The sequence below is a fragment of the Azospirillum sp. RU38E genome, assembly GCF_900188385.1.
Taxonomy (GTDB): domain Bacteria; phylum Pseudomonadota; class Alphaproteobacteria; order Azospirillales; family Azospirillaceae; genus Niveispirillum.
The window spans coordinates 1-17,956 of the sequence record NZ_FZOI01000005.1 but is presented as its reverse complement, the minus strand read 5'-3'; the positions used below and the strand labels follow the sequence as shown (position 1 = coordinate 17,956).

Annotated in this window: 15 protein-coding genes and 1 pseudogene; 8 read left to right on the top strand and 8 right to left on the bottom strand. The window is 62.9% G+C overall.

What is annotated here, in order from left to right; translation table 11 throughout:
* Nucleotides 1–59: 59 nt before the first annotated feature.
* Both CHB97_RS11600 and CHB97_RS11595 read left to right on the top strand, forming a co-directional pair.
* Complete coding sequence (locus CHB97_RS11600) at nt 60–2,177, top strand: TonB-dependent receptor (RefSeq protein WP_089288144.1); 2,118 nt, start codon at nt 60–62, stop codon at nt 2,175–2,177.
* Between the two features lie 153 nt (nt 2,178–2,330).
* Complete coding sequence (locus CHB97_RS11595) at nt 2,331–3,419, top strand: PepSY domain-containing protein (protein WP_089288143.1); 1,089 nt, start codon at nt 2,331–2,333, stop codon at nt 3,417–3,419.
* A 78-nt stretch (nt 3,420–3,497) separates the two neighbouring features.
* Here CHB97_RS11595 and CHB97_RS11590 read toward each other — a convergent pair whose 3' ends face one another.
* From CHB97_RS11590 to CHB97_RS25925, 3 genes are all read right to left on the bottom strand, one after another.
* Nucleotides 3,498–4,322 carry a sterol desaturase family protein gene (locus CHB97_RS11590; protein ID WP_089288142.1) on the bottom strand — a complete coding sequence of 275 codons (825 nt, stop codon included), beginning with the start codon at nt 4,320–4,322 and terminating at the stop codon, nt 3,498–3,500.
* A gap of 95 nt (nt 4,323–4,417) precedes the next feature.
* Entirely contained in the window at nt 4,418–5,836 is a 1,419-nt protein-coding gene (locus tag CHB97_RS11585; RefSeq protein WP_029014976.1) for a short-chain fatty acyl-CoA regulator family protein, read from the bottom strand.
* The gene (locus tag CHB97_RS25925) at nt 5,833–6,006 is read right to left on the bottom strand and encodes an AbrB/MazE/SpoVT family DNA-binding domain-containing protein (RefSeq protein WP_143270847.1); all 174 of its coding nucleotides are present in this window, start codon (nt 6,004–6,006) and stop codon (nt 5,833–5,835) included. The genes CHB97_RS11585 and CHB97_RS25925 overlap by 4 nt, the downstream gene beginning before the upstream one ends.
* Nucleotides 6,007–6,435: 429 nt before the next feature.
* On the opposite strand from CHB97_RS25925, the gene CHB97_RS11580 reads away from it, so the two are divergent.
* The 4 genes from CHB97_RS11580 (at nt 6,436) to CHB97_RS11565 (ending at nt 13,617) form a co-directional block, all read left to right on the top strand.
* On the top strand, nt 6,436–7,968 hold the full coding sequence (locus tag CHB97_RS11580; RefSeq protein WP_089288141.1) for an acyl-CoA carboxylase subunit beta: 1,533 nt from the start codon (nt 6,436–6,438) through the stop codon (nt 7,966–7,968).
* A gap of 183 nt (nt 7,969–8,151) precedes the next feature.
* On the top strand, nt 8,152–10,152 hold the full coding sequence (locus CHB97_RS11575; protein ID WP_089288140.1) for an acetyl/propionyl/methylcrotonyl-CoA carboxylase subunit alpha: 2,001 nt from the start codon (nt 8,152–8,154) through the stop codon (nt 10,150–10,152).
* Between the two features lie 186 nt (nt 10,153–10,338).
* A complete protein-coding gene (scpA, locus tag CHB97_RS11570) occupies nt 10,339–12,492 on the top strand; it encodes a methylmalonyl-CoA mutase (RefSeq protein ID WP_089288139.1) in 2,154 nt (717 codons plus the stop codon).
* Nucleotides 12,493–12,948: 456 nt separating this feature from the next.
* The gene (locus CHB97_RS11565; protein ID WP_089288138.1) at nt 12,949–13,617 is read left to right on the top strand and encodes a hypothetical protein; all 669 of its coding nucleotides are present in this window, start codon (nt 12,949–12,951) and stop codon (nt 13,615–13,617) included.
* Between the two features lie 82 nt (nt 13,618–13,699).
* Here CHB97_RS11565 and CHB97_RS26370 read toward each other — a convergent pair whose 3' ends face one another.
* The 4 genes from CHB97_RS26370 to CHB97_RS11550 all read right to left on the bottom strand — a co-directional run bounded on the left by CHB97_RS26370 (nt 13,700) and on the right by CHB97_RS11550 (nt 15,212).
* Entirely contained in the window at nt 13,700–13,858 is a 159-nt protein-coding gene (locus tag CHB97_RS26370; protein ID WP_160105776.1) for a hypothetical protein, read from the bottom strand.
* A gap of 123 nt (nt 13,859–13,981) precedes the next feature.
* Nucleotides 13,982–14,551, bottom strand: a complete 570-nt coding sequence (locus CHB97_RS11560; RefSeq protein ID WP_089288137.1) for a hypothetical protein — start codon at nt 14,549–14,551, stop codon at nt 13,982–13,984.
* Between the two features lie 82 nt (nt 14,552–14,633).
* A complete protein-coding gene (locus CHB97_RS11555; RefSeq protein ID WP_089288136.1) occupies nt 14,634–14,948 on the bottom strand; it encodes a type II toxin-antitoxin system RelE/ParE family toxin in 315 nt (104 codons plus the stop codon).
* 3 nt (nt 14,949–14,951) lie between these two features.
* Nucleotides 14,952–15,212, bottom strand: a complete 261-nt coding sequence (locus CHB97_RS11550) for a type II toxin-antitoxin system ParD family antitoxin (RefSeq protein WP_089288135.1) — start codon at nt 15,210–15,212, stop codon at nt 14,952–14,954.
* Nucleotides 15,213–15,342: 130 nt separating this feature from the next.
* Between CHB97_RS11550 and CHB97_RS11545 the strand changes: the two genes are divergently transcribed.
* On the top strand, nt 15,343–16,344 hold the full coding sequence (locus CHB97_RS11545; protein ID WP_089288134.1) for a helix-turn-helix domain-containing protein: 1,002 nt from the start codon (nt 15,343–15,345) through the stop codon (nt 16,342–16,344).
* Nucleotides 16,345–16,428: 84 nt separating this feature from the next.
* Here CHB97_RS11545 and CHB97_RS11540 read toward each other — a convergent pair whose 3' ends face one another.
* Nucleotides 16,429–17,448 carry a sugar kinase gene (locus CHB97_RS11540; RefSeq protein ID WP_089288133.1) on the bottom strand — a complete coding sequence of 340 codons (1,020 nt, stop codon included), beginning with the start codon at nt 17,446–17,448 and terminating at the stop codon, nt 16,429–16,431.
* Between the two features lie 317 nt (nt 17,449–17,765).
* Between CHB97_RS11540 and CHB97_RS11535 the strand changes: the two are divergent.
* A pseudogene (locus CHB97_RS11535) lies at nt 17,766–17,956 on the top strand (5-dehydro-4-deoxy-D-glucuronate isomerase); the annotation flags it as partial.

Below are 17,956 nucleotides of genomic sequence, written 5' to 3'. Positions count from 1 at the left end.
TAATGATTGTCACTATAGCCGGTCGCACTTGCGAATGAATAGCATGTGGAACCCCGACCGTGCGCATCCCCCTGTCGCTGTTGCTGCTGGCTGGTGCCAGTGCCCTGTCGCTGCCGGCCCTGGCGCAAGAGACTTTGTCGGTGGACGAAATCATCGTCACCGCCGCCCGCAGTAAGCTGCCGGCCAATGCGCTGCCGCTGACGGTGGATGTGATCAACAGCAAGTCGCTGGCGGAACAGGCGGCCATTGGCGGGTCCGTGGTGGATGCGGTTTCCACCCTGCTGCCCTCCTTCTCCCCCACGCGGCAGAAACTGTCCGGTGCGGGGGAGACGCTGCGCGGCCGATCCCCGCTTTACGCCATCAACGGCATTCCGCAATCCACCCCGCTGCGTGATGGCAGCCGCGACGGTTTCACCATCGATCCTTTCTTCGTGGATCGGGTGGAGGTGATCTATGGCTCCAACGCCCTGCAGGGCATTGGCGGTACTGGCGGCATCGTCAATCAGGTGACGGTCGGCCCGCCGCGCCAGGATGGTGTTTCCGGCAAGCTGCTGGTGCAGGGCAGCAGCGATGACGGGTTCAGCGGCGATGGAAGGGGCGGCAAGCTGGCTGGCCTGCTCGCCTATCGTGAAGGCCCGTGGGATGCCATGGTTGGCGGCGCCTATGAAAAGCGCGGTGCCTTTTATGATGGCCAGGGCCGCCGCATCGGTGTGGACAGTACCCAGGGCGAAACCCAGGATTCGCAAAGCTGGTCCGCCTTTGGTCGTTTCGGATATGAAACAAATGACGGCGTGCGGCTGGACCTGATGCTGAACCGGTTTCAGTTGAAGGGCGATGGTGATTATCTGGTGGTGAATGGCAACCAGAAGACCGGCCTGCCGACCAGCGCCAAGCGCGGCACCCCGCCGGGCGACCCGGCGCAGGGTCGCACCGAAAGTGCTGCCCTGACCCTGACGGCCGATGATCTGGCCGGCGGTGCCTTCACCGCCCAGGCCTTCTTCAACCGCACCCAGGACACGTTCGGCAGCGATGCCAGCCCGGTGGATACGTTCCAGGATATCCGCATCGCCCCACTGAAGACCCTGTATGACCAGTCGCAGAACCGGTCGCGCAAGCTGGGGGCCAAGCTCAGCTATGAACGCGCCATGCCGGGGTTTGAAGCTTTGACCACCATTGTCGGCCTGGACACTTTGTTCGACAAGACCGAACAGCGCCTGATCAAGACCGGGCGCAAATGGGTGCCGCCGACGGATTTCCGCAGCCTGGCCCCCTTTGCCCAGTTCAACCTCTCCCTGCTGGAAGACCGGTTGCATCTGGCCGCCGGTGTGCGGCATGAAAATGGCCAGGTGAAGATCGACGATTACACCACGCTGGCCTCCACCGGCTCCCGCCGGGTCAAGGGCGGCAAGCCGACCTTCAACGACACGCTGTTCAATGGTGGCATCGTGGCGGAACCGTGGGAGGATGTGCGCCTCTATGGTTCCTATGCCCAGGGCTATACCATGGCCGATATTGGCCGCATCACCCGCGCCATCAACAAGGATGGGGTCGATCTGAACAATTTCCTGGATATCGATCCGGTGATTTCCGACAACCGCGAAATCGGCGTGGAGCTGGGTCGCGGTTCGGTCACCGCCTCGGCCGCCTATTTCTGGTCCACCTCCAAGAAGGGCCAGAATCTGGTGCTGGTCGGCGGCGTCTATGAGGTGCAGCGCCAGCGGGTGGAGATTGAGGGGCTGGAACTGAATGCCAGCTGGGAAACCCCCGTCACCGGGCTGACGCTCTCGGCCGGCTATGCCCATCTGGATGGGCGCACCGACAGCAATGGCGATGGCAAGGTCGATATTGATCTGGACGGTTCAAACATCTCCCCCGACCGGGTGAATGTCGCCGCCGCCTATGCCTATGGCCCGGTCACCGCACGGCTGCAGACCCAGTTCTACATTGCCCGCCGTTTCGATGGTGGGGTGAAGGATAGCGGCTTTGGCGGCTATAACCTGACCGATCTGCTGCTACGGCACGCCATCGGCACGGGCGGGCTGACGCTGTCCATCAGCAACCTGTTCGACAAGCAATATATCACCTATTACAGCGAAACCACGCGGGTGACGGATGATCAGCGCCTGTTCGCCGGGCGCGGCCGCACATTGACGCTGGGTTGGGATTATAGTTTCTGAAACCCTTCGTCAGAAGGGAGGCCGGCGACTGCCGGCCCGGCGCACATGCGCCGCAAGCCAAGGCGGCGGATGCCGCCGCCCGGCGATTGAGGGAACGCGCAATCCAGCTTGATCGGCCACGATCAAGCTGGATTGCCATGATAACAGGGCACCATGCGCACGCTTGACCTTCTGCATCGCTGGGCCGGTGGCCTGATCGGCCTGCTGCTGGCCCTGCTGGGCCTGACCGGCACCATTCTGGTGCATCAGGATGCCTGGGTGATGCTGCCCGGCGCGGATCAGGCCCTGGTCACCGACGCCGCCCAGGTGGGGCCGGTGGTGGCGGGGTTGCTGGCCGATCCGGCCAGCCGGCCGCAATCCATCATCTTCGCCGATGACGGGTTCGGCCTGCACCGGCTGCGCATGGGCAACGGGGCCGGGGCCTATGCCGACCAGTCGGGCAGCATCGTCAGCCGCTGGGACAGCGAATGGGCGCGGCCGGAACTCTGGCTGGCCGATCTGCACAAGCATCTGCTGGCCGGCGATGTGGGGGAGACGATTGGCGGCATCGCCGCGCTGATCGGCCTGTTCTTCATCATTTCCGGCATCATTCTGTGGTGGAAGCTGCGCTTCACCTTCAGTTTCCGCCTCTGGCCAGCGCGGTTGAGCCGGCCCGCCATCATCCGCCAGCACCGGGATTTCGGGGTGGTGATGGCACCCTTGCTGTTCCTGTCCTGCCTGACCGGGGTAATGCTGACCCTGCCGCCGGTCACCAACCTGCTGCTGTCGCCAGTCATTTCGCCAGCGGAACGAAAGGCCGCCATGGCGGTGCCGGCGGTGAAGGGCGGGGCGCTGGCACCGGGGCTGGATTGGGCCGCCATGCTGGCAGAGGCGCAGAAGACCTTCCCCGATGGGGAATTCCGCGTACTGACCCTGCCGCGCCGTCCGGGCGAACTGATCAGCCTGCGCCTGCGCCGGCCGGTGGAATGGCTGCCCAATGGCCGCACCATGGTCTGGTTCCAGCCGGAGACGGGGGCCATGGTGGGCAGCCGCGATGCCGCGACCCTGCCGCTGGGGGCGCGCATTTTCAACCTGGCCTATCCGCTGCACGCGGCCAAGGTAGGCGGGCTGGCATTCCGGCTGGTGATGAGTGTCAGCGGGCTGGCGCTGGTCCTGCTGGGCACGCTGGCCGTCTGGAGCTTCTGGTTCCGCCGGCCCCCACCGCAACGGGCGCCGGCCGGGCGGAAGAAGGCTGCGGTATAACACCAACCTGCCTGAAGGCTGGCCTTCGGGCAGGTTGGAGGTCGGCGACTGCCGACCCGGCGCCTGAGGGCGATTAGTTTAGGGCCGCCCCACCCATATCCGCAACGCCTGCCACGGGTGCCGGCTGGCGGCCATGTCGCGGAACAGCCGGCCCCATTCGGCAAAGGCGATGCGCAGCGGGTTATAGCTGACCGGCCCGCCCTGCACGCCATAGCGCAGCTTCCGCCCCGGCTCCACGGTGGCAAAGCTGCCGAACAGCCGGTCGAAGATGATCAGCATCCCGCCGAAATTGCGGTCAATGCAGTCGGCATCCGATCCATGATGCACCCGGTGATGGTTGGGCGTGTTCAGCACCCATTCCAGCGGCCCCAGCCGCCCCACCATTTCCGTGTGCAGGAACAGTTGATAGGTCAGGTTCAGGCTGAACATGCCCAGCACGGCGACCGGGTGATAGCCCAGCCAGATCAGCGGCAGCAGCAACACCCAGCTTCCGGTCAGCAGATTGGTCCAGCCCAGCCGGAACGCCGCCGTCAGGTTCAGCCGGGTGGAGGAATGGTGCACGGCATGGTTGGCCCACATGAAGCGTACCCGGTGCGACAGCCGGTGAAACCAGTAATAGGCCAGCTCCACCCCCAGGAACAGCCCGACCAGCCCCAGCCCGCTCCCGCCGTCAAGCGTGAACAGCCGCTGGTCATACAGCGCGAACATCAGCGGTGCGATCAGCCCGATTCCGGCGGTGCGGATGGCGATCTGCCCCACCATGATGCCCAGCGTGGCGGCACTTTCCCGCAGGTCATAGCCATCGCTGCCGCGCTGCCGGTGCCAGAGATATTCCCCCAGCGCCAGCAGGGCCACCACCGCCAGAAAGGCGGGGGAGCGGTCGACCAGGGCAACAAGATCCATCGGCGGCTTCTCCGTCCATCCCCGCTGTCGCCAGCAAAGGGCGACTAGGGTGCCGCAGGATAATCACATCATCGTATGGTTGTCTGTGAACAACTTCACGTTACGTTATACGGCACCGTCCGGCGTTCATGCGCATCCACGCGCAGCGCCTTGCCGATGGGCGGGAAGGCGCGGTGGCGGCAATCTTCCCGGTCACAGACCTTGCAGTTGGACCCGATGGGCACCGCCGCATCGGCATCCTTCAAATCCAGCCCGGCGGAATAGACCAGCTGGTCGGCAAAGCTGATCTCACAGCCCAATCCAACCGCCGCTTCCCGTGGACGCGACAGATAGCCGCTGCCACCCGCCACCACCGTGCGGGCGATGCACAGATAGGTTGCCCCATCCGGCATCCGCGCCTGTTGCACCAGAATGCGACCCGGCTGGGCAAAGGCCTGATGCACATTCCACAAGGGGCAGGCACCGCCGAAGCGGGCAAACTGAAACCGGGTGGCGCTGGAGCGTTTGGCGATATTGCCCGCCATATCCACCTTCATGAAATAAAACGGCACCCCCGGCATCCCCGGCCGCTGCATGGTGGACAGCCGGTGGCAGACCTGTTCGAAGCTGACCCCGAAATAGGCGCTCAACCGATCAATATCATAGCGCATGCGCTGCGCCTCGGTCAGAAAACGGCGGTAAGGCAGGATCAATGCGCCTGCGAAATAATTGGCCAGCCCCACCCGGGCGATGGACCGTGCCTCCACACTGGAAAGGTTGGCCTCCGCCACCAGCCGTTCAATCTCCACCCCATAGGACAGCAGGCCGATCTGGTGTGCCGCATAGAAAGTGCGGCTCTCCCGCGGGGCCGTTTCGGATACGAAAAGAATCCGCTCTTCCGGTTCATAGCGCCACAGCACATCATGCCGGGCAAATCCCTGCGCCACCCGGATGGTCACGCCATGCCGGTCGGCCAGGAACTGGGCCAGATGTTCCAGCAGCCGGTCCTTGGAAAAGCCGGACGCCTCAAACAAATCTTCCGCCGCGTGGTCCAGCCCTTCAAAATGGTTGCGCCGCGACTGCACGAAGTCGCGCACCTCATCATAGGGGAAGGCGGGGCCGTTCACTGTCTCCTCCCCCCCCACCCGGTCCACCAGCGCCTGCTGCTCCTCTTCCAGCGAGCGATAGGCGCGGTAGAGTTTCAGGAAGGCCCCCATGATCTCCGGCGCCGCTCGCACCGCATCGCGGATGCCGGCGAACTTTACCTCCTGCTCAGCAAACAGCGGATCACCCAAGGCTTCCCGCATCTCCGACGCCAGCCGCATATCGGCATCATCGGCAAAATGACTGGGCTCGACGGAGAAGTAAGACGACAGCCGGATCACCGCCGCCGCCGACAAGGGGCGCTGGTTATTCTCAATCTGGTTCAGGTAGGAGGTGGACAGCCCCACCGCCGCCGCTAGGGCAGCCTGACTGATACCGCGCACTTCCCGCAGACGGCGGATACGTTCACCGGCATAGATTTTGGTGCTCATGGGGGATTTTGCTCCGGCGTCGCGTCGGGGGGTGTTGCACTGAAATGCAGAATGCCGTTCGGGCGTTTTTCAATCCAAACAACGCCGCCGTCTTCCAAGCCTAAATGGGCCAGCAACTCGGCGGGCAAGGTGATCTGGCATTCGTCGTTCAAGGTCAGGTGATACCCCATGTTCGTCACCCTCTGCGCTGACTGAAGCTATTCTTGAGAGTCCGTCCGGAAAGTTTCACGCTATCTCAAGGTCTTACACGTCTTATCTTTAAACGCTACCGTCACCCCGGCGAAGGCCCATAGGCGCTAAGTTAGTCCCTTGGAATAACGTGCCTTCCCCGCGGAAGCGGGGATCCAGGGGCCACAAGAACCAACGCTTGGGTACCCTTGGCCCCTGGACCCCCGCTTCCGCGGGGGAGGCAGGGAGGTGCGGGCGGCAACAAACAGCCCCACCTTTCGCCCGACCACTTTACCCTCACCCTTGCAAATTTGCAAAATTTGCAATCCGCACCGATCCCCTTCGCATTTATGCACCTTTCCACGCCTATCCACCACCCCGCATAATTTGCATAAACAACCCAACGAAACCGATCAGGGCGGGAACTTCCCATGCAGGATGTGCTGTTGAAGCTGGAACAGATGCGTGCCGGTGCCCGGCTGGGCGGCGGCGAAAAGCGTATCGCGGGCCAGCATGCCAAGGGCAAGCTGACGGCACGCGAACGGATCGACATTCTGCTGGACGAAGGTTCCTTCGAAGAATGGGACATGTTCGTCGAACATCGCTGCAGCGATTTCGGCATGGAAGCGCAGAAGGTGCCGGGCGACGGTGTGGTCACCGGCCATGGCACCATCAATGGCCGTCTGGTCTTCGTCTTTTCCCAGGATTTCACCGTCTTCGGCGGCTCCCTGTCAGAAGCGCACGCGGAGAAGATCTGCAAGATCATGGATCAGGCGATGAAGGTGGGTGCCCCCGTCATCGGCCTGAATGACAGCGGCGGCGCCCGCATCCAGGAAGGTGTCGCCTCGCTCGGCGGTTATGCCGAAGTGTTCCAGCGCAATGTGCTGGCCTCTGGTGTGGTGCCGCAGATCAGCCTGATCATGGGGCCGTGCGCCGGTGGTGCCGTCTATTCGCCGGCCATGACCGACTTCATCTTCATGGTGAAGGATAGTTCTTACATGTTCGTCACCGGCCCCGATGTGGTGAAGACGGTGACGCATGAGGTGGTGACGGCGGAGGAGCTGGGCGGCGCCGTGACCCATACGGCCAAATCCGGCGTGGCCGATCTGGCCTTTGAAAATGACGTGCAGGCTTTGCTGGAAACCCGCCGCTTTGTGGATTTCCTGCCGCTGTCGAACCGGGAAAAGCCGCCGGTGCGCCCCACGCCGGATGAGGCCGACCGCCCGGAAATGAGCCTGGATACGCTGGTTCCGGCCAATCCCAACAAGCCCTACGATATGAAGGAACTAATCCTGAAGATCGTGGATGAGGGTGATTTCTTCGAAATCCAGCCGGATTATGCCAAGAACATCATCACCGGCTTCGGGCGGATGCAGGGATCGACGGTTGGTTTCGTCGCCAACCAGCCGATGGTGCTGGCCGGCTGCCTGGATATTGACAGCGCCATCAAGGGCGCGCGCTTCGTGCGGTTCTGCGATGCTTTCAACATCCCCATCGTCACCCTGGTGGATGTGCCGGGCTTCCTGCCGGGTACGGCGCAGGAATTCAACGGCATCATCAAACATGGCGCCAAGCTGCTGTTCGCCTATGGCGAAGCGACGGTGCCCAAGGTGACGCTGATCACCCGCAAGGCCTATGGCGGTGCCTATGACGTGATGGCGTCCAAGCATCTGCGCGGCGATGTGAACTATGCCTGGCCCAGTGCGGAAATCGCCGTGATGGGGCCGAAGGGGGCGGTGGAGATCATTTTCCGTGGCGATATTGGCGATCAGGCCAAGATTGAGGCGCGGACCGAGGAATATCGCCAGAAATTCGCCAATCCCTTTGTGGCGGCGGGCCGTGGCTATATCGACGACGTGATCATGCCCCACGGCACCCGCCGCCGCCTGTGCAAGGCCTTGGCGATGCTGAAGAACAAGCAACTCCAGAACCCCTGGAAGAAGCACGATAATCTGCCGTTGTGAGAACGGGTGTTACGGCCAACGCTGCACCTACCTGCCTCCCCCGCGAAAGCGGGGGTCCAGGGGCCAAGGGCACTAAGCGTCGGCCTGCTACCCCTGGATCCCCGCTTTCGCGGGGAAGGCATTGGTTAGGTTTCGCGGAATAGACGCAAGGCGCAGCCAGACGCTGCCCCCGGAGACGCCAAGATGTTCAAGAAGATCCTCATCGCCAACCGTGGTGAAATCGCCTGCCGCGTCATCAAGACTGCCCGGCGCATGGGCATCAAGACGGTGGCGGTTTATTCCGATGCCGATGCCGGCGCCCTGCATGTGGAAATGGCGGATGAGGCGGTGCATATCGGCCCCGCCCCGTCCGCCCAATCCTATCTGCTGGCCGACAAGATCATTGAGGCCTGCCAGAAGACCGGGGCCGAGGCCGTCCACCCCGGCTATGGCTTCCTGTCGGAAAAGGCCGCCTTCTGCGAGGCGCTGAAGGCGGCGGGCATCACCTTCATCGGTCCCGATGTCCATGCCATCGGCGCCATGGGCGACAAGATCGAGAGCAAGAAGCTGGCAAAGGCGGCGGGCGTTTCCACCGTGCCGGGCTATCTGGGCGTCATCAAGGATGATGAGGAAGCCATCCGCATTGCGCGGGAAATCGGTTTCCCGGTGATGATCAAGGCATCCGCCGGCGGCGGCGGCAAGGGGATGCGCGTGGCCTGGAACGAGGGGGAGGTGGCCGACGGCTTCCGCTCCGCCACCAACGAAGCGCGTTCCAGCTTTGCCGATGACCGCGTGTTCATCGAAAAATACATCACCGAGCCGCGCCACATCGAAATCCAGTTGCTGGCCGACAGCCATGGCAACGCCGTTTACCTGAACGAGCGTGAATGCTCCATCCAGCGCCGTCACCAGAAGGTGATCGAAGAAGCGCCCTCGCCCTTCCTGGATGAGGCCACCCGCCGCGCCATGGGCGAACAGTCGGTGGCGCTGGCCAAGGCGGTGCAATACCGTTCCGCCGGCACGGTGGAATTCATCGTCGACAAGGACCGGAATTTCTACTTCCTGGAGATGAACACACGGCTCCAGGTGGAACATCCCGTTACCGAAATGATCACCGGCCTGGATCTGGTGGAACTGATGATCCGCGTGGCGGCGGGCGAAAAGCTGCCGCTGACCCAGGCGGATATCGGTATCAACGGTTGGTCACTGGAAGCACGCGTTTACGCCGAGGAACCCACCCGTGGCTTCCTGCCCTCCACCGGTCGCGTCACCCGCTACCGTCCCCCGGCGGAGGGCACGCGCCCCGATGGTTCCATCGTCCGCGTCGATACCGGCGTGTATGAGGGCGGCGAGATCAGCATGTATTACGATCCGATGATCGCCAAGCTGATCACCTGGGCCCCCACCCGTGACGCCGCCACCGACGCCATGTCAGACGCGCTGGACGGGTTCCAGATCCGGGGTGTCGGGCACAATATCTCCTTCCTCGCCTCCCTGATGCAGAAGCAGCGCTTCCGCGATGGTCGCCTGACCACCAATTTCATCGCGGAGGAATATCCCGACGGCTTCCACGGCCTGTCCCCGGACGACGCGGCGCGCAATCGCCTGCTGGCACTGGCCACTCTGTTTCAGCAGCGGGTGGCGGCGCGTGATGGCATGGTCTCCGGCCAGGTGCCCGCCCATGGCCGCCGCACCGCCCGCGACTGGGTAGCCCGCGCCGAGCGCACCAACCACCCGGCCCATGTGACGCTGACCGATGACGGCGCCACCGTCACCCTGGCCGGTCGCGACCTTACCGTTATTGGCCCGTGGGAAATCGGCCAGAGCCTCTGGCAGGGCAGCATCGACAATGTGGCGATGAGCGTGCAGGTGGACCGCAAGGGCCTGTCCTGGGTGCTGACCCATGGCGGTGCGGCCCTGGTCGTGGATGTGCTGACGGCCCGCGCGGCGGAACTGGCCGACCTGATGCCGGTGAAACTGCCGCCCGACATGTCCAAATACCTGCTGTCCCCCATGCCCGGCCTGCTGGTATCCGTGGCCGTGAAGGAAGGGGAGGCGGTGAAGGCCGGCCAGGAACTGGCCGTGGTGGAAGCGATGAAGATGGAAAACATCCTGCGCGCCGAAGCCGATGGCACGGTCAAGAAAATCCACGCCGCCAAGGGCGCCTCGCTGGCGGTGGATGAGAAGATTATTGAGTTTGAGTGAGAGTGAACGGGGACGAATTTTTCTTATCCACCCCCGCCCCACCCAACCTGCCTTCCCCGCGAAAGCGGGGATCCAGGGGCCACAGGCCCGACCGTTATTTCAAGCGGCCCCTGGACCCCCGCTTTCGCGGGGGAGGCACGTAGAGTTAGAAGTCAACGGTAGCACCCCCTCCCCCGGAGACCCCCCATGACCCAGTTCCCCACCAAATCCCTCGCCGACTGGGAAGCCCTTGCCGCCAAGGATGTGGGGGCCGGTGCGTCTCTCTCCGACCTCACCCGCACCACGGCGGAGGGCTTGTCGGTCAAGCCGCTCTACACCGCCGAAGACCTCGAAGGCTTGGAAACCACCGGCACCCTGCCGGGTTTCGCGCCCTTCACCCGTGGCCCCCGCGCCACCATGTATGCGGTGAAGCCCTGGACCATCCGCCAGTATGCGGGTTTCTCCACGGCGGAAGAGTCCAACCGCTTCTACCGCGCCAACCTCGCCGCCGGCCAGATGGGCCTGTCGGTGGCCTTCGATCTGGCCACCCATCGCGGCTATGACAGCGACCATCCCCGCGTGGTGGGCGATGTCGGCAAGGCCGGCGTGGCGATTGACTCGGTGGAGGATATGAAAATCCTCTTCGACGGCATCCCGCTGGATAAGATGTCCGTCTCCATGACCATGAACGGCGCCGTGCTGCCCATCCTGGCCATGTATATCGTGGCCGGTGAGGAACAGGGCGTGCCGACGGAGAAGCTCTCCGGCACCATTCAGAATGACATTCTGAAGGAGTTCATGGTCCGCAACACCTATATCTACCCGCCCGAACCCAGTATGCGGATCATCGCGGACATTATCGAATACACCGCGAATCATATGCCCAAGTTCAACTCCATCTCCATTTCCGGCTATCACATGCAGGAAGCCGGGGCCACGGCGGTGCAGGAACTGGCCTTCACCCTGGCCGATGGGCTGGAATATGTCCGCGCCGCCCTGGCCAAGGGCCTGAACGTGGACAAGTTCGCCCCGCGCCTGTCCTTCTTCTTCGCCATCGGCATGGATTTCTTTATGGAGGTGGCGAAGCTGCGCGCCGCCCGCCTGCTCTGGGCCAAGCTGATGGACAAGCATTTCGCGCCTAAGGATGCCCGCTCCCTGGCGCTGCGCACCCATTGCCAGACCTCGGGCGTCTCACTGACGGAGCAAGACCCCTATAACAACGTCATCCGCACGACGATTGAGGCGATGGCCGCCATCATGGGCGGCACCCAGTCCCTGCACACCAATTCCTTTGACGAGGCGTTGGGCCTGCCCACCCCGTTCAGCGCCCGCATCGCCCGCAACACCCAGTTGATCATCGCGGAGGAAACCCGCATTCCTCATGTGGTCGATCCGCTGGGCGGTTCCTATTACGTGGAACACCTGACATCCTCCCTGGCCGAAGCGGCGGAAAAGCTGATTATCCAAGTGGAGGAAATGGGCGGCATGACCAAGGCCGTGGAAAGCGGCCTGCCCAAACTGATGATCGAGGAAGCCGCCGCCCGGCGTCAGGCCCGCATCGACCGGGGCGAGGAAGTCATTGTCGGCGTCAACAAGTACCGCCCGCAGAACCCGGAAAAGGTGGACGTTCTCGACATCGACAACACCGCCGTGCGCGAGGCCCAGGTCGCCCTGCTGCACCGCATCCGCGCCACCCGCGACGATGCCAAGGTCCGCGAAACCCTGGCCGCCTTGACCAAGGCGGCGGCCGAGAAATCCGGCAACCTGCTGGCGCTGGCCGTGGATGCCGCCCGCGCCCGCGCCACCGTGGGGGAGATTTCTGACGCCATGGAAGAGGTTTTCACCCGTCACCGCGCCGTGATCCGCTCCGTCTCCGGCGTCTATGGTGCCGCTTACGAGGGCGACGAGGGCTTCAAACGCATCCAGCAGGATGTGGAAGCCTTCGCCGAGGCCGAAGGCCGTCGCCCGCGTATGCTGGTGGTGAAGATGGGCCAGGACGGGCACGACCGGGGCGCCAAGGTCATCGCCACCGCCTTTGCCGATATCGGCTTTGACGTCGATGTGGGGGCCCTGTTCCAGACGCCGGAGGAAGCCGCTCGCCAGGCCATTGAAAACGACGTGCATGTCGTCGGTGTCTCCAGCCTTGCGGCGGGTCACAAGACCCTGGTGCCGCAACTGGCCGCCGCCTTGAAGGAACAGGGTGCCGGCGACATCCTGATCGTCTGCGGCGGCGTCATCCCGCCCCAGGATTATGATTTCCTGCTGAACGCGGGTGCGGCGGCCATCTACGGGCCGGGCACCAACATCCCCAAGGCGGCGGCGGAGATCATGGAGATGATCAAGGCCAAGCGCGGGGAGTAAGGGGCGGCGGGGGGCTTCGGCCCCTCTCGCCTACCCACCTACCGCGTCTCTCATCCCCCTGGATCCCGGCGAAAGCCGGGATCCAGGGGCCAAGCTCCCGACCTGTCGGTGGCCTCGTCGCAGTGGCAGCACCCCACTAGCGAATTGCGCAATTCTTGCATATTGTGTAACTTAAAGTGGCAACAACGGGCGCTGCCGCCCCATGGCTCAACTGCAACCGACGCGTCGCCGAGGTTTGGGAAAATCTCAATCGACAGGCGCGCAACATCCTCAAGCGCGCGTCAATCAGCCCATACTCCCCTATATGCGATCAAAACCAGACATTTCTGACGGACTCTATTTTTAATAAATTTTATGCACATTTTATGGTGCACATTCATTCAAAGGTGGTATATATTCGAATCTCGGCAACCAAATTGTCATGGGATCGGCCAAATTAACGGTTGGGAGGGTGTTATGTCAAATATTTTTACAATCAATGTGGTAAACCAATCTTCGGCAATGCAGAGTATTTATTTATTTCAGCAGCCATCTATCTATACAGGTGGGGTTCCTGTATATTCGAATAGTATTGCCGAGTCTGCGGTTGCGCCATATTCCACAACGGGTAACGTGGTGACATTTATGGTCAACGCCCAATACTATGCGGGTGCTCAGCAGGCTCAGTCGCGATCGCCGATGATCGGCCAGGTTTCCGGCGGCAATATTGTGGTGCAACCTATTTCGCTCGCGTCCTCCGGGGGCAGTTCTCCACCGGACACGACGAAAATGAACACCTCTCCCCTGTCGCTGACAACACCTGCTTTCACCCAGGGTGTGCAGCCCGGCTCATTCCGGATTGTAACGCCAAGTTATAATATTTCCGAGTATTTCAATGTTGGTTCCGCTTCTTACGTGAATGGGCGGATATTAATGTCAAATTTTGTTGCCGCTGAACAGTTACAAAATATAGATATACAGCCAATTCAAAAATATTATATTGCAATTGGTTCTTTTATGCCTGGAACAGTAATATATTTTACTGCTTCATCAGTTGGAGCGGCGATGTGTGATTTTAGCCATGGATACGCAACGGCAAATGTTACATTGAATTCTAATGGCTCTTGGTCGGTATCTATGTCCTAATCCCCATTTTGGGTATAAATTAAACTAATACCAATCTGTTGAGGGCTTGCTTTTGGCGGCTATGATGATAGCAGGCCTTTGTTCAGCTGATATAGGCGAGGATAAGCGCCGCCAGCTTATCTTCGCGCCCGCCAAAGCTCTCGATCATGGCGGAAAGAACCTCGGCGGGATCAAGCGCCCCGTCATTGACCGCATAGCCCGCGTTCGTCGCCCGGCGAAGGGCGGTGCGTTGTTCTTTCATGGACTTAAATTACCCTGATGGCCCTGTGAACGCCATCTGATCCCGACCCCAAGCACGCCCATGGCATTGCCCTTCGCCGCTCACCTGCCGTCACTCTGGCGCAAAAGCCTTCACCGGTCCAGCCTATGCCGCCCTCACCCCACCCGCCGCCCGTCGCAGCCGGCGAATGAACCGGATATTACTGAACAGCATGGCCAGGGCCAGCGGCACCAGCAGGGCGATCAACCAGGGTTGGATATCCACCAGCACCGGCCTGCCGATCTGCATCAGCAGCACCGCCGACAGCGGGGCCAGCCCAGACCAGGGGCGCAGCAATTCCAGGGCCGTCAATCCGCGCGGCTGCGGCAGGATCAGGCGCAATGGCCGGTTCATCGGCACCTGTGTGCAGGCCCGTTGCAACAGGGGAAAGTAAAGGGCGTTCAACAGCAACCAGATACCGCCCAGCAGCGCCGCCGCCACTTCCGGCCCGGCCAGCAGCCATGCCGGCGCGACGCCCGCCAGTAACAGGAATGACAGCACAAACAGCCCCGTTGCCACCTTGGGCAACAGCCCAATCCAGCCCGGCCGCACCTGTGCCACACGCAGCCACGCCTCCTCCGGCATCTGCACCGGGCTGGGCCGCACAGCCTCCCCCGTCAGGTCGGCGCGGTGTGAATGGTAAATGGTCCCCTGATCATCCCGATAGAGCGGCATGTGTCCCCCATGTTTGGCGGGAGTGTACCATTGCATCCCACTGCAACCAATATGGCCCAGCTGCGCCAATCGCGGATCATGATCAAGCCCAATTGATCCCCTGCAGATTTCGCCGTGTATCCATCACACGCACAATTTCCACCCACTCAACAGGTCCCTCGTCCGTATCTGGTTCGGTTTCGAACAGGATCAGATACGGACCTTCCACCAGGGCGCGGGCAGATGGGGCGATATCAGGCCGGCGGTTGCCCAAACGGGGGAACTGTGCCAGCCGCTCAATCCTTTTACCCTGCCGCCGCAGCATCGACGTTGCGGCATCCGGGTTATCTGCGGCGATCACGAGCCAGATATCCTGTAGATCGGCTTCCGCCGCCGCCGTGCGGATCAGGCGCACCATGCCTTACCGCCCCCGTGCCTTCGCGGCGGCAATGGTGCGCTCTATGTCAAATGCCGCTGTTCCACCACTCTCCTTGCCCTCATTCCAGGCATGGCGCAGCCGGGCCAGTTCCTCTTGCCGCTGGGCGCGCTTCAGCTGCCAGTCCCGCACGGCCTCTCGCACCACTTCGCTGGTGGTGGCATAATCACCGGTTTCCACCGCCTCGCGCATGGCGGCCAGTTGGTCGCTGGTCACGGCAATGCTGATTTTCTGAATATCCGGCATGGCGGGGGCTTCCTGGTAACACCAAGTAGCAAAAATTACTCCAATCCCCGCGCCCCGTCCACCCCATCTTGCCCGCCACCCTCAACCATGATAGGAATAAATACCCCACCCCATCACCCCGGAGCCTCCCATGCCGCGCGACGTCAAGCCCACCACCCATTCCCTGGACCCGGCCCAGTTGGATCCCGCCTATGCCGCCCTGCCCAAGGATGAACAGCGGGAGGCCTGGTGGCGCGGGTCGGAGGATAAGGAGGCGTGGCGCAATGGGGATGATGTTGAATATGCCTATGAACATATGTTCACCGAGGGGCTGAACAACCGCAGCCGTACCGATGAACAATGGGCGCGCATCGCCTATTATCTGGCGTCCGGCGTGACGGTGACAGAGGTGGCGCGCCATTTCACCCTGTCGCGCAGCACCATCTGGCGGGCGCTGCAGCGCTCCCCCGGTCTGCGCCGTCGCATCGCGGCGGAACGGGAAATGCTGCGCCGGGAAAGCGACAGCCGGTTCGTCGCCATGCGTCATGCCGTGGTGGAAGGGCTGTCGCGGGCCATCAATGCCGGCAATATCCGCGCCATCCTCTGGGCGGCGCAACGGCTGGAACTGGGTGGGCCGCTGCTGGTGGCCAAGGAATGTCAGCCTGAACCGGAACGCCGTCCTATCCGTCGCCCTGTGCCCCGGCGGCCCCGGTCCCAGACTTCTGATACCCGGTCCCCGGCGGCCAGCGCCCCGGTGGCCGATCTCCCCCCGGACCCGGTGGCGGAAACGCCCGATCCGGACCCCGCCGCCCCGGCATCGCCGGGGGAGGCACCCCCCGCCACTGCCACCGCCACCGTGACGGGTGCCCCGGCGGCGCCGGTTGCCGTCGCCGATCCGGCCGCCCGTCAGCCGCGCCGCCCGGTGCCGGTCCGCCCGGCCGGGGTGATGTTGCCATCGGCCTGCCGGGCTGTGCGCCCGCCGGTGCGTCTGCTGGTCTATCGGTTGCGGGCCATGCTGCAACTGACCGATGATGTTGATGAACGGCTGGTGCCCTTTCCCGCCGGGGGGGAGGCGCGCATGAACCCCTGGCTGGCCCGCACGGCGGGGGAGGAGCTGAACATTTACCGCCCCGCCACCCGTCCCCGGTACTGATCGGGGCCGGGCGGCTACGCACCATCAGCGGCTGAAATGTTGCGTAGTGTTGCGTTGGGGGCTCGGGCAGGGCAGGGCAGGCGATCAGCGCTTCACATCCAGCCCGCCGCCCGCCATCACCGCCTGCACATCGCCGACGGAGACCAGATTGGCATCACCCGGCACGGAATGTTTCAGCAAGGCGGCACAGACGGCGAAATCCAGCGCCGTGGCATCGTCCATGCCGCTGGTGATGCCGTGCAGCAGCCCGGCAGCAAAGGCATCGCCGCCGCCGATCCGGTCCACAATGCCGGACATGGCGCGCACCGGCGTGCGCACCAGTGCGCCGCCCCGGCTGATCATCTGGCCGGCCAGATCCTGGCAATCCACCGACTCATGCGACCGGATGGTGCAGGCCAGCCGTTGCAGGCGGGGGAACGCCTGGAAGGCGGTTTCGGCGGCGGCCAGGAACTTCTCTTCCGTGCTGGGCTGGTTGAAGCTGGTTTGCAGCATCAAGGCGATATCCCGATGATTGCCCAGCAGCAGATCGGCATGGCCCGCCAGTTCCAGCAGGGTGGCGCGGCCGTCGGTGCCGCGCGCTTCCCACAGCTTCTGCCGGTAATTACAGTCGAAGGAGACCTTCACCCCGGCTTCCACGGCGGCCTTGGCGGCGGCCAGGGCGGCCCGCCCCGCCGTCTCGCTCACCGCCGGGGTGACGCCGGACAGGTGCAGCCGCTCGGCCCCCTGCACCAGGGCGGCCCAGTCATAATGGTCGGCATCGGCCAGGGCAAAGGCGGTATCCACCCGGTCATAGATGATTTCCGACGGGCGGGACAAAGCCCCGGTGGCCAGGAAATACAGCCCCATCCGCCCCGGCACCCGGCGCACCGCGCGCGTATCCACGCCCTGGCGGCGCAATTCGCCAATGGCCGCCTCGCCCAGCGCATGGTCGGGCACGGTGCCCACCATGGCGCATTCATGCCCAAAGCGGGACAGCGAAACGGCGACATTGGCCTCCGCCCCGCCGACATTCACCTCAAATCCGGGGGTTTGCAGAAACATCTGCCGGCCCGGCGCGGACAGGCGCAACAGCAACTCACCGAAAAACACAAAGCGTGCGGCCATATCCTGTTTCCTTACCCTTTGCTTTTGCTGGTTTTTCCCCATATTCAGGGGGCTGGGCGCAACAGGGGCGCAAAGCCTCTGTTGCGGGCATTTCCACTCTGCTTAATCGTCGCTGTTACCGGTGTCAATTGAGGCTTTCTGCCCATCACAACGCCCCACCCCACCATTGATGGCAACCCTGTCCGGCATGATTTCCCCCTCCCTCTGGCACGGCATTATTTAGTTCCATAAATTGGGAGATTATACCATATTGTGGCGGAATTTAAGGGGGCGGTTATCGCCGCACCCCAGCCCCGCGCTGCATTGGGAGAGAGTTGATGTTTGAGAAGACGTTCCACGCCACGCATCCGGACAGCCTGGAAGCGGCGAATACGGCGGATCTGCGTAACCGCTATCTGGTGACGGGGATTTTTCAGCCGGGTCGGGTGGTGCTGAACTACTCCCATAATGAGCGTTTTGTCATCGGCGGGGCCGCCCCGGTGGATGGCGTTCTGGAATTGCCCACCCA

What these genes read in the sequence shown, in the direction of transcription:
- CHB97_RS11595 (WP_089288143.1), top strand. Translation starts at nt 2,331, where the DNA reads ATGCGCACGCTTGACCTTCTGCATCGCTGGGCCGGTGGCCTGATCGGC.
- CHB97_RS11590 (WP_089288142.1), bottom strand. Translation starts at nt 4,322, where the DNA reads ATGGATCTTGTTGCCCTGGTCGACCGCTCCCCCGCCTTTCTGGCGGTG.
- CHB97_RS11585 (WP_029014976.1), bottom strand. Translation starts at nt 5,836, where the DNA reads ATGAGCACCAAAATCTATGCCGGTGAACGTATCCGCCGTCTGCGGGAA.
- CHB97_RS25925 (WP_143270847.1), bottom strand. Translation starts at nt 6,006, where the DNA reads ATGGGGTATCACCTGACCTTGAACGACGAATGCCAGATCACCTTGCCC.
- CHB97_RS11580 (WP_089288141.1), top strand. Translation starts at nt 6,436, where the DNA reads ATGCAGGATGTGCTGTTGAAGCTGGAACAGATGCGTGCCGGTGCCCGG.
- CHB97_RS11575 (WP_089288140.1), top strand. Translation starts at nt 8,152, where the DNA reads ATGTTCAAGAAGATCCTCATCGCCAACCGTGGTGAAATCGCCTGCCGC.
- scpA (WP_089288139.1), top strand. Translation starts at nt 10,339, where the DNA reads ATGACCCAGTTCCCCACCAAATCCCTCGCCGACTGGGAAGCCCTTGCC.
- CHB97_RS11565 (WP_089288138.1), top strand. Translation starts at nt 12,949, where the DNA reads ATGTCAAATATTTTTACAATCAATGTGGTAAACCAATCTTCGGCAATG.
- CHB97_RS26370 (WP_160105776.1), bottom strand. Translation starts at nt 13,858, where the DNA reads ATGAAAGAACAACGCACCGCCCTTCGCCGGGCGACGAACGCGGGCTAT.
- CHB97_RS11560 (WP_089288137.1), bottom strand. Translation starts at nt 14,551, where the DNA reads ATGCCGCTCTATCGGGATGATCAGGGGACCATTTACCATTCACACCGC.
- CHB97_RS11555 (WP_089288136.1), bottom strand. Translation starts at nt 14,948, where the DNA reads ATGGTGCGCCTGATCCGCACGGCGGCGGCGGAAGCCGATCTACAGGAT.
- CHB97_RS11550 (WP_089288135.1), bottom strand. Translation starts at nt 15,212, where the DNA reads ATGCCGGATATTCAGAAAATCAGCATTGCCGTGACCAGCGACCAACTG.
- CHB97_RS11545 (WP_089288134.1), top strand. Translation starts at nt 15,343, where the DNA reads ATGCCGCGCGACGTCAAGCCCACCACCCATTCCCTGGACCCGGCCCAG.
- CHB97_RS11540 (WP_089288133.1), bottom strand. Translation starts at nt 17,448, where the DNA reads ATGGCCGCACGCTTTGTGTTTTTCGGTGAGTTGCTGTTGCGCCTGTCC.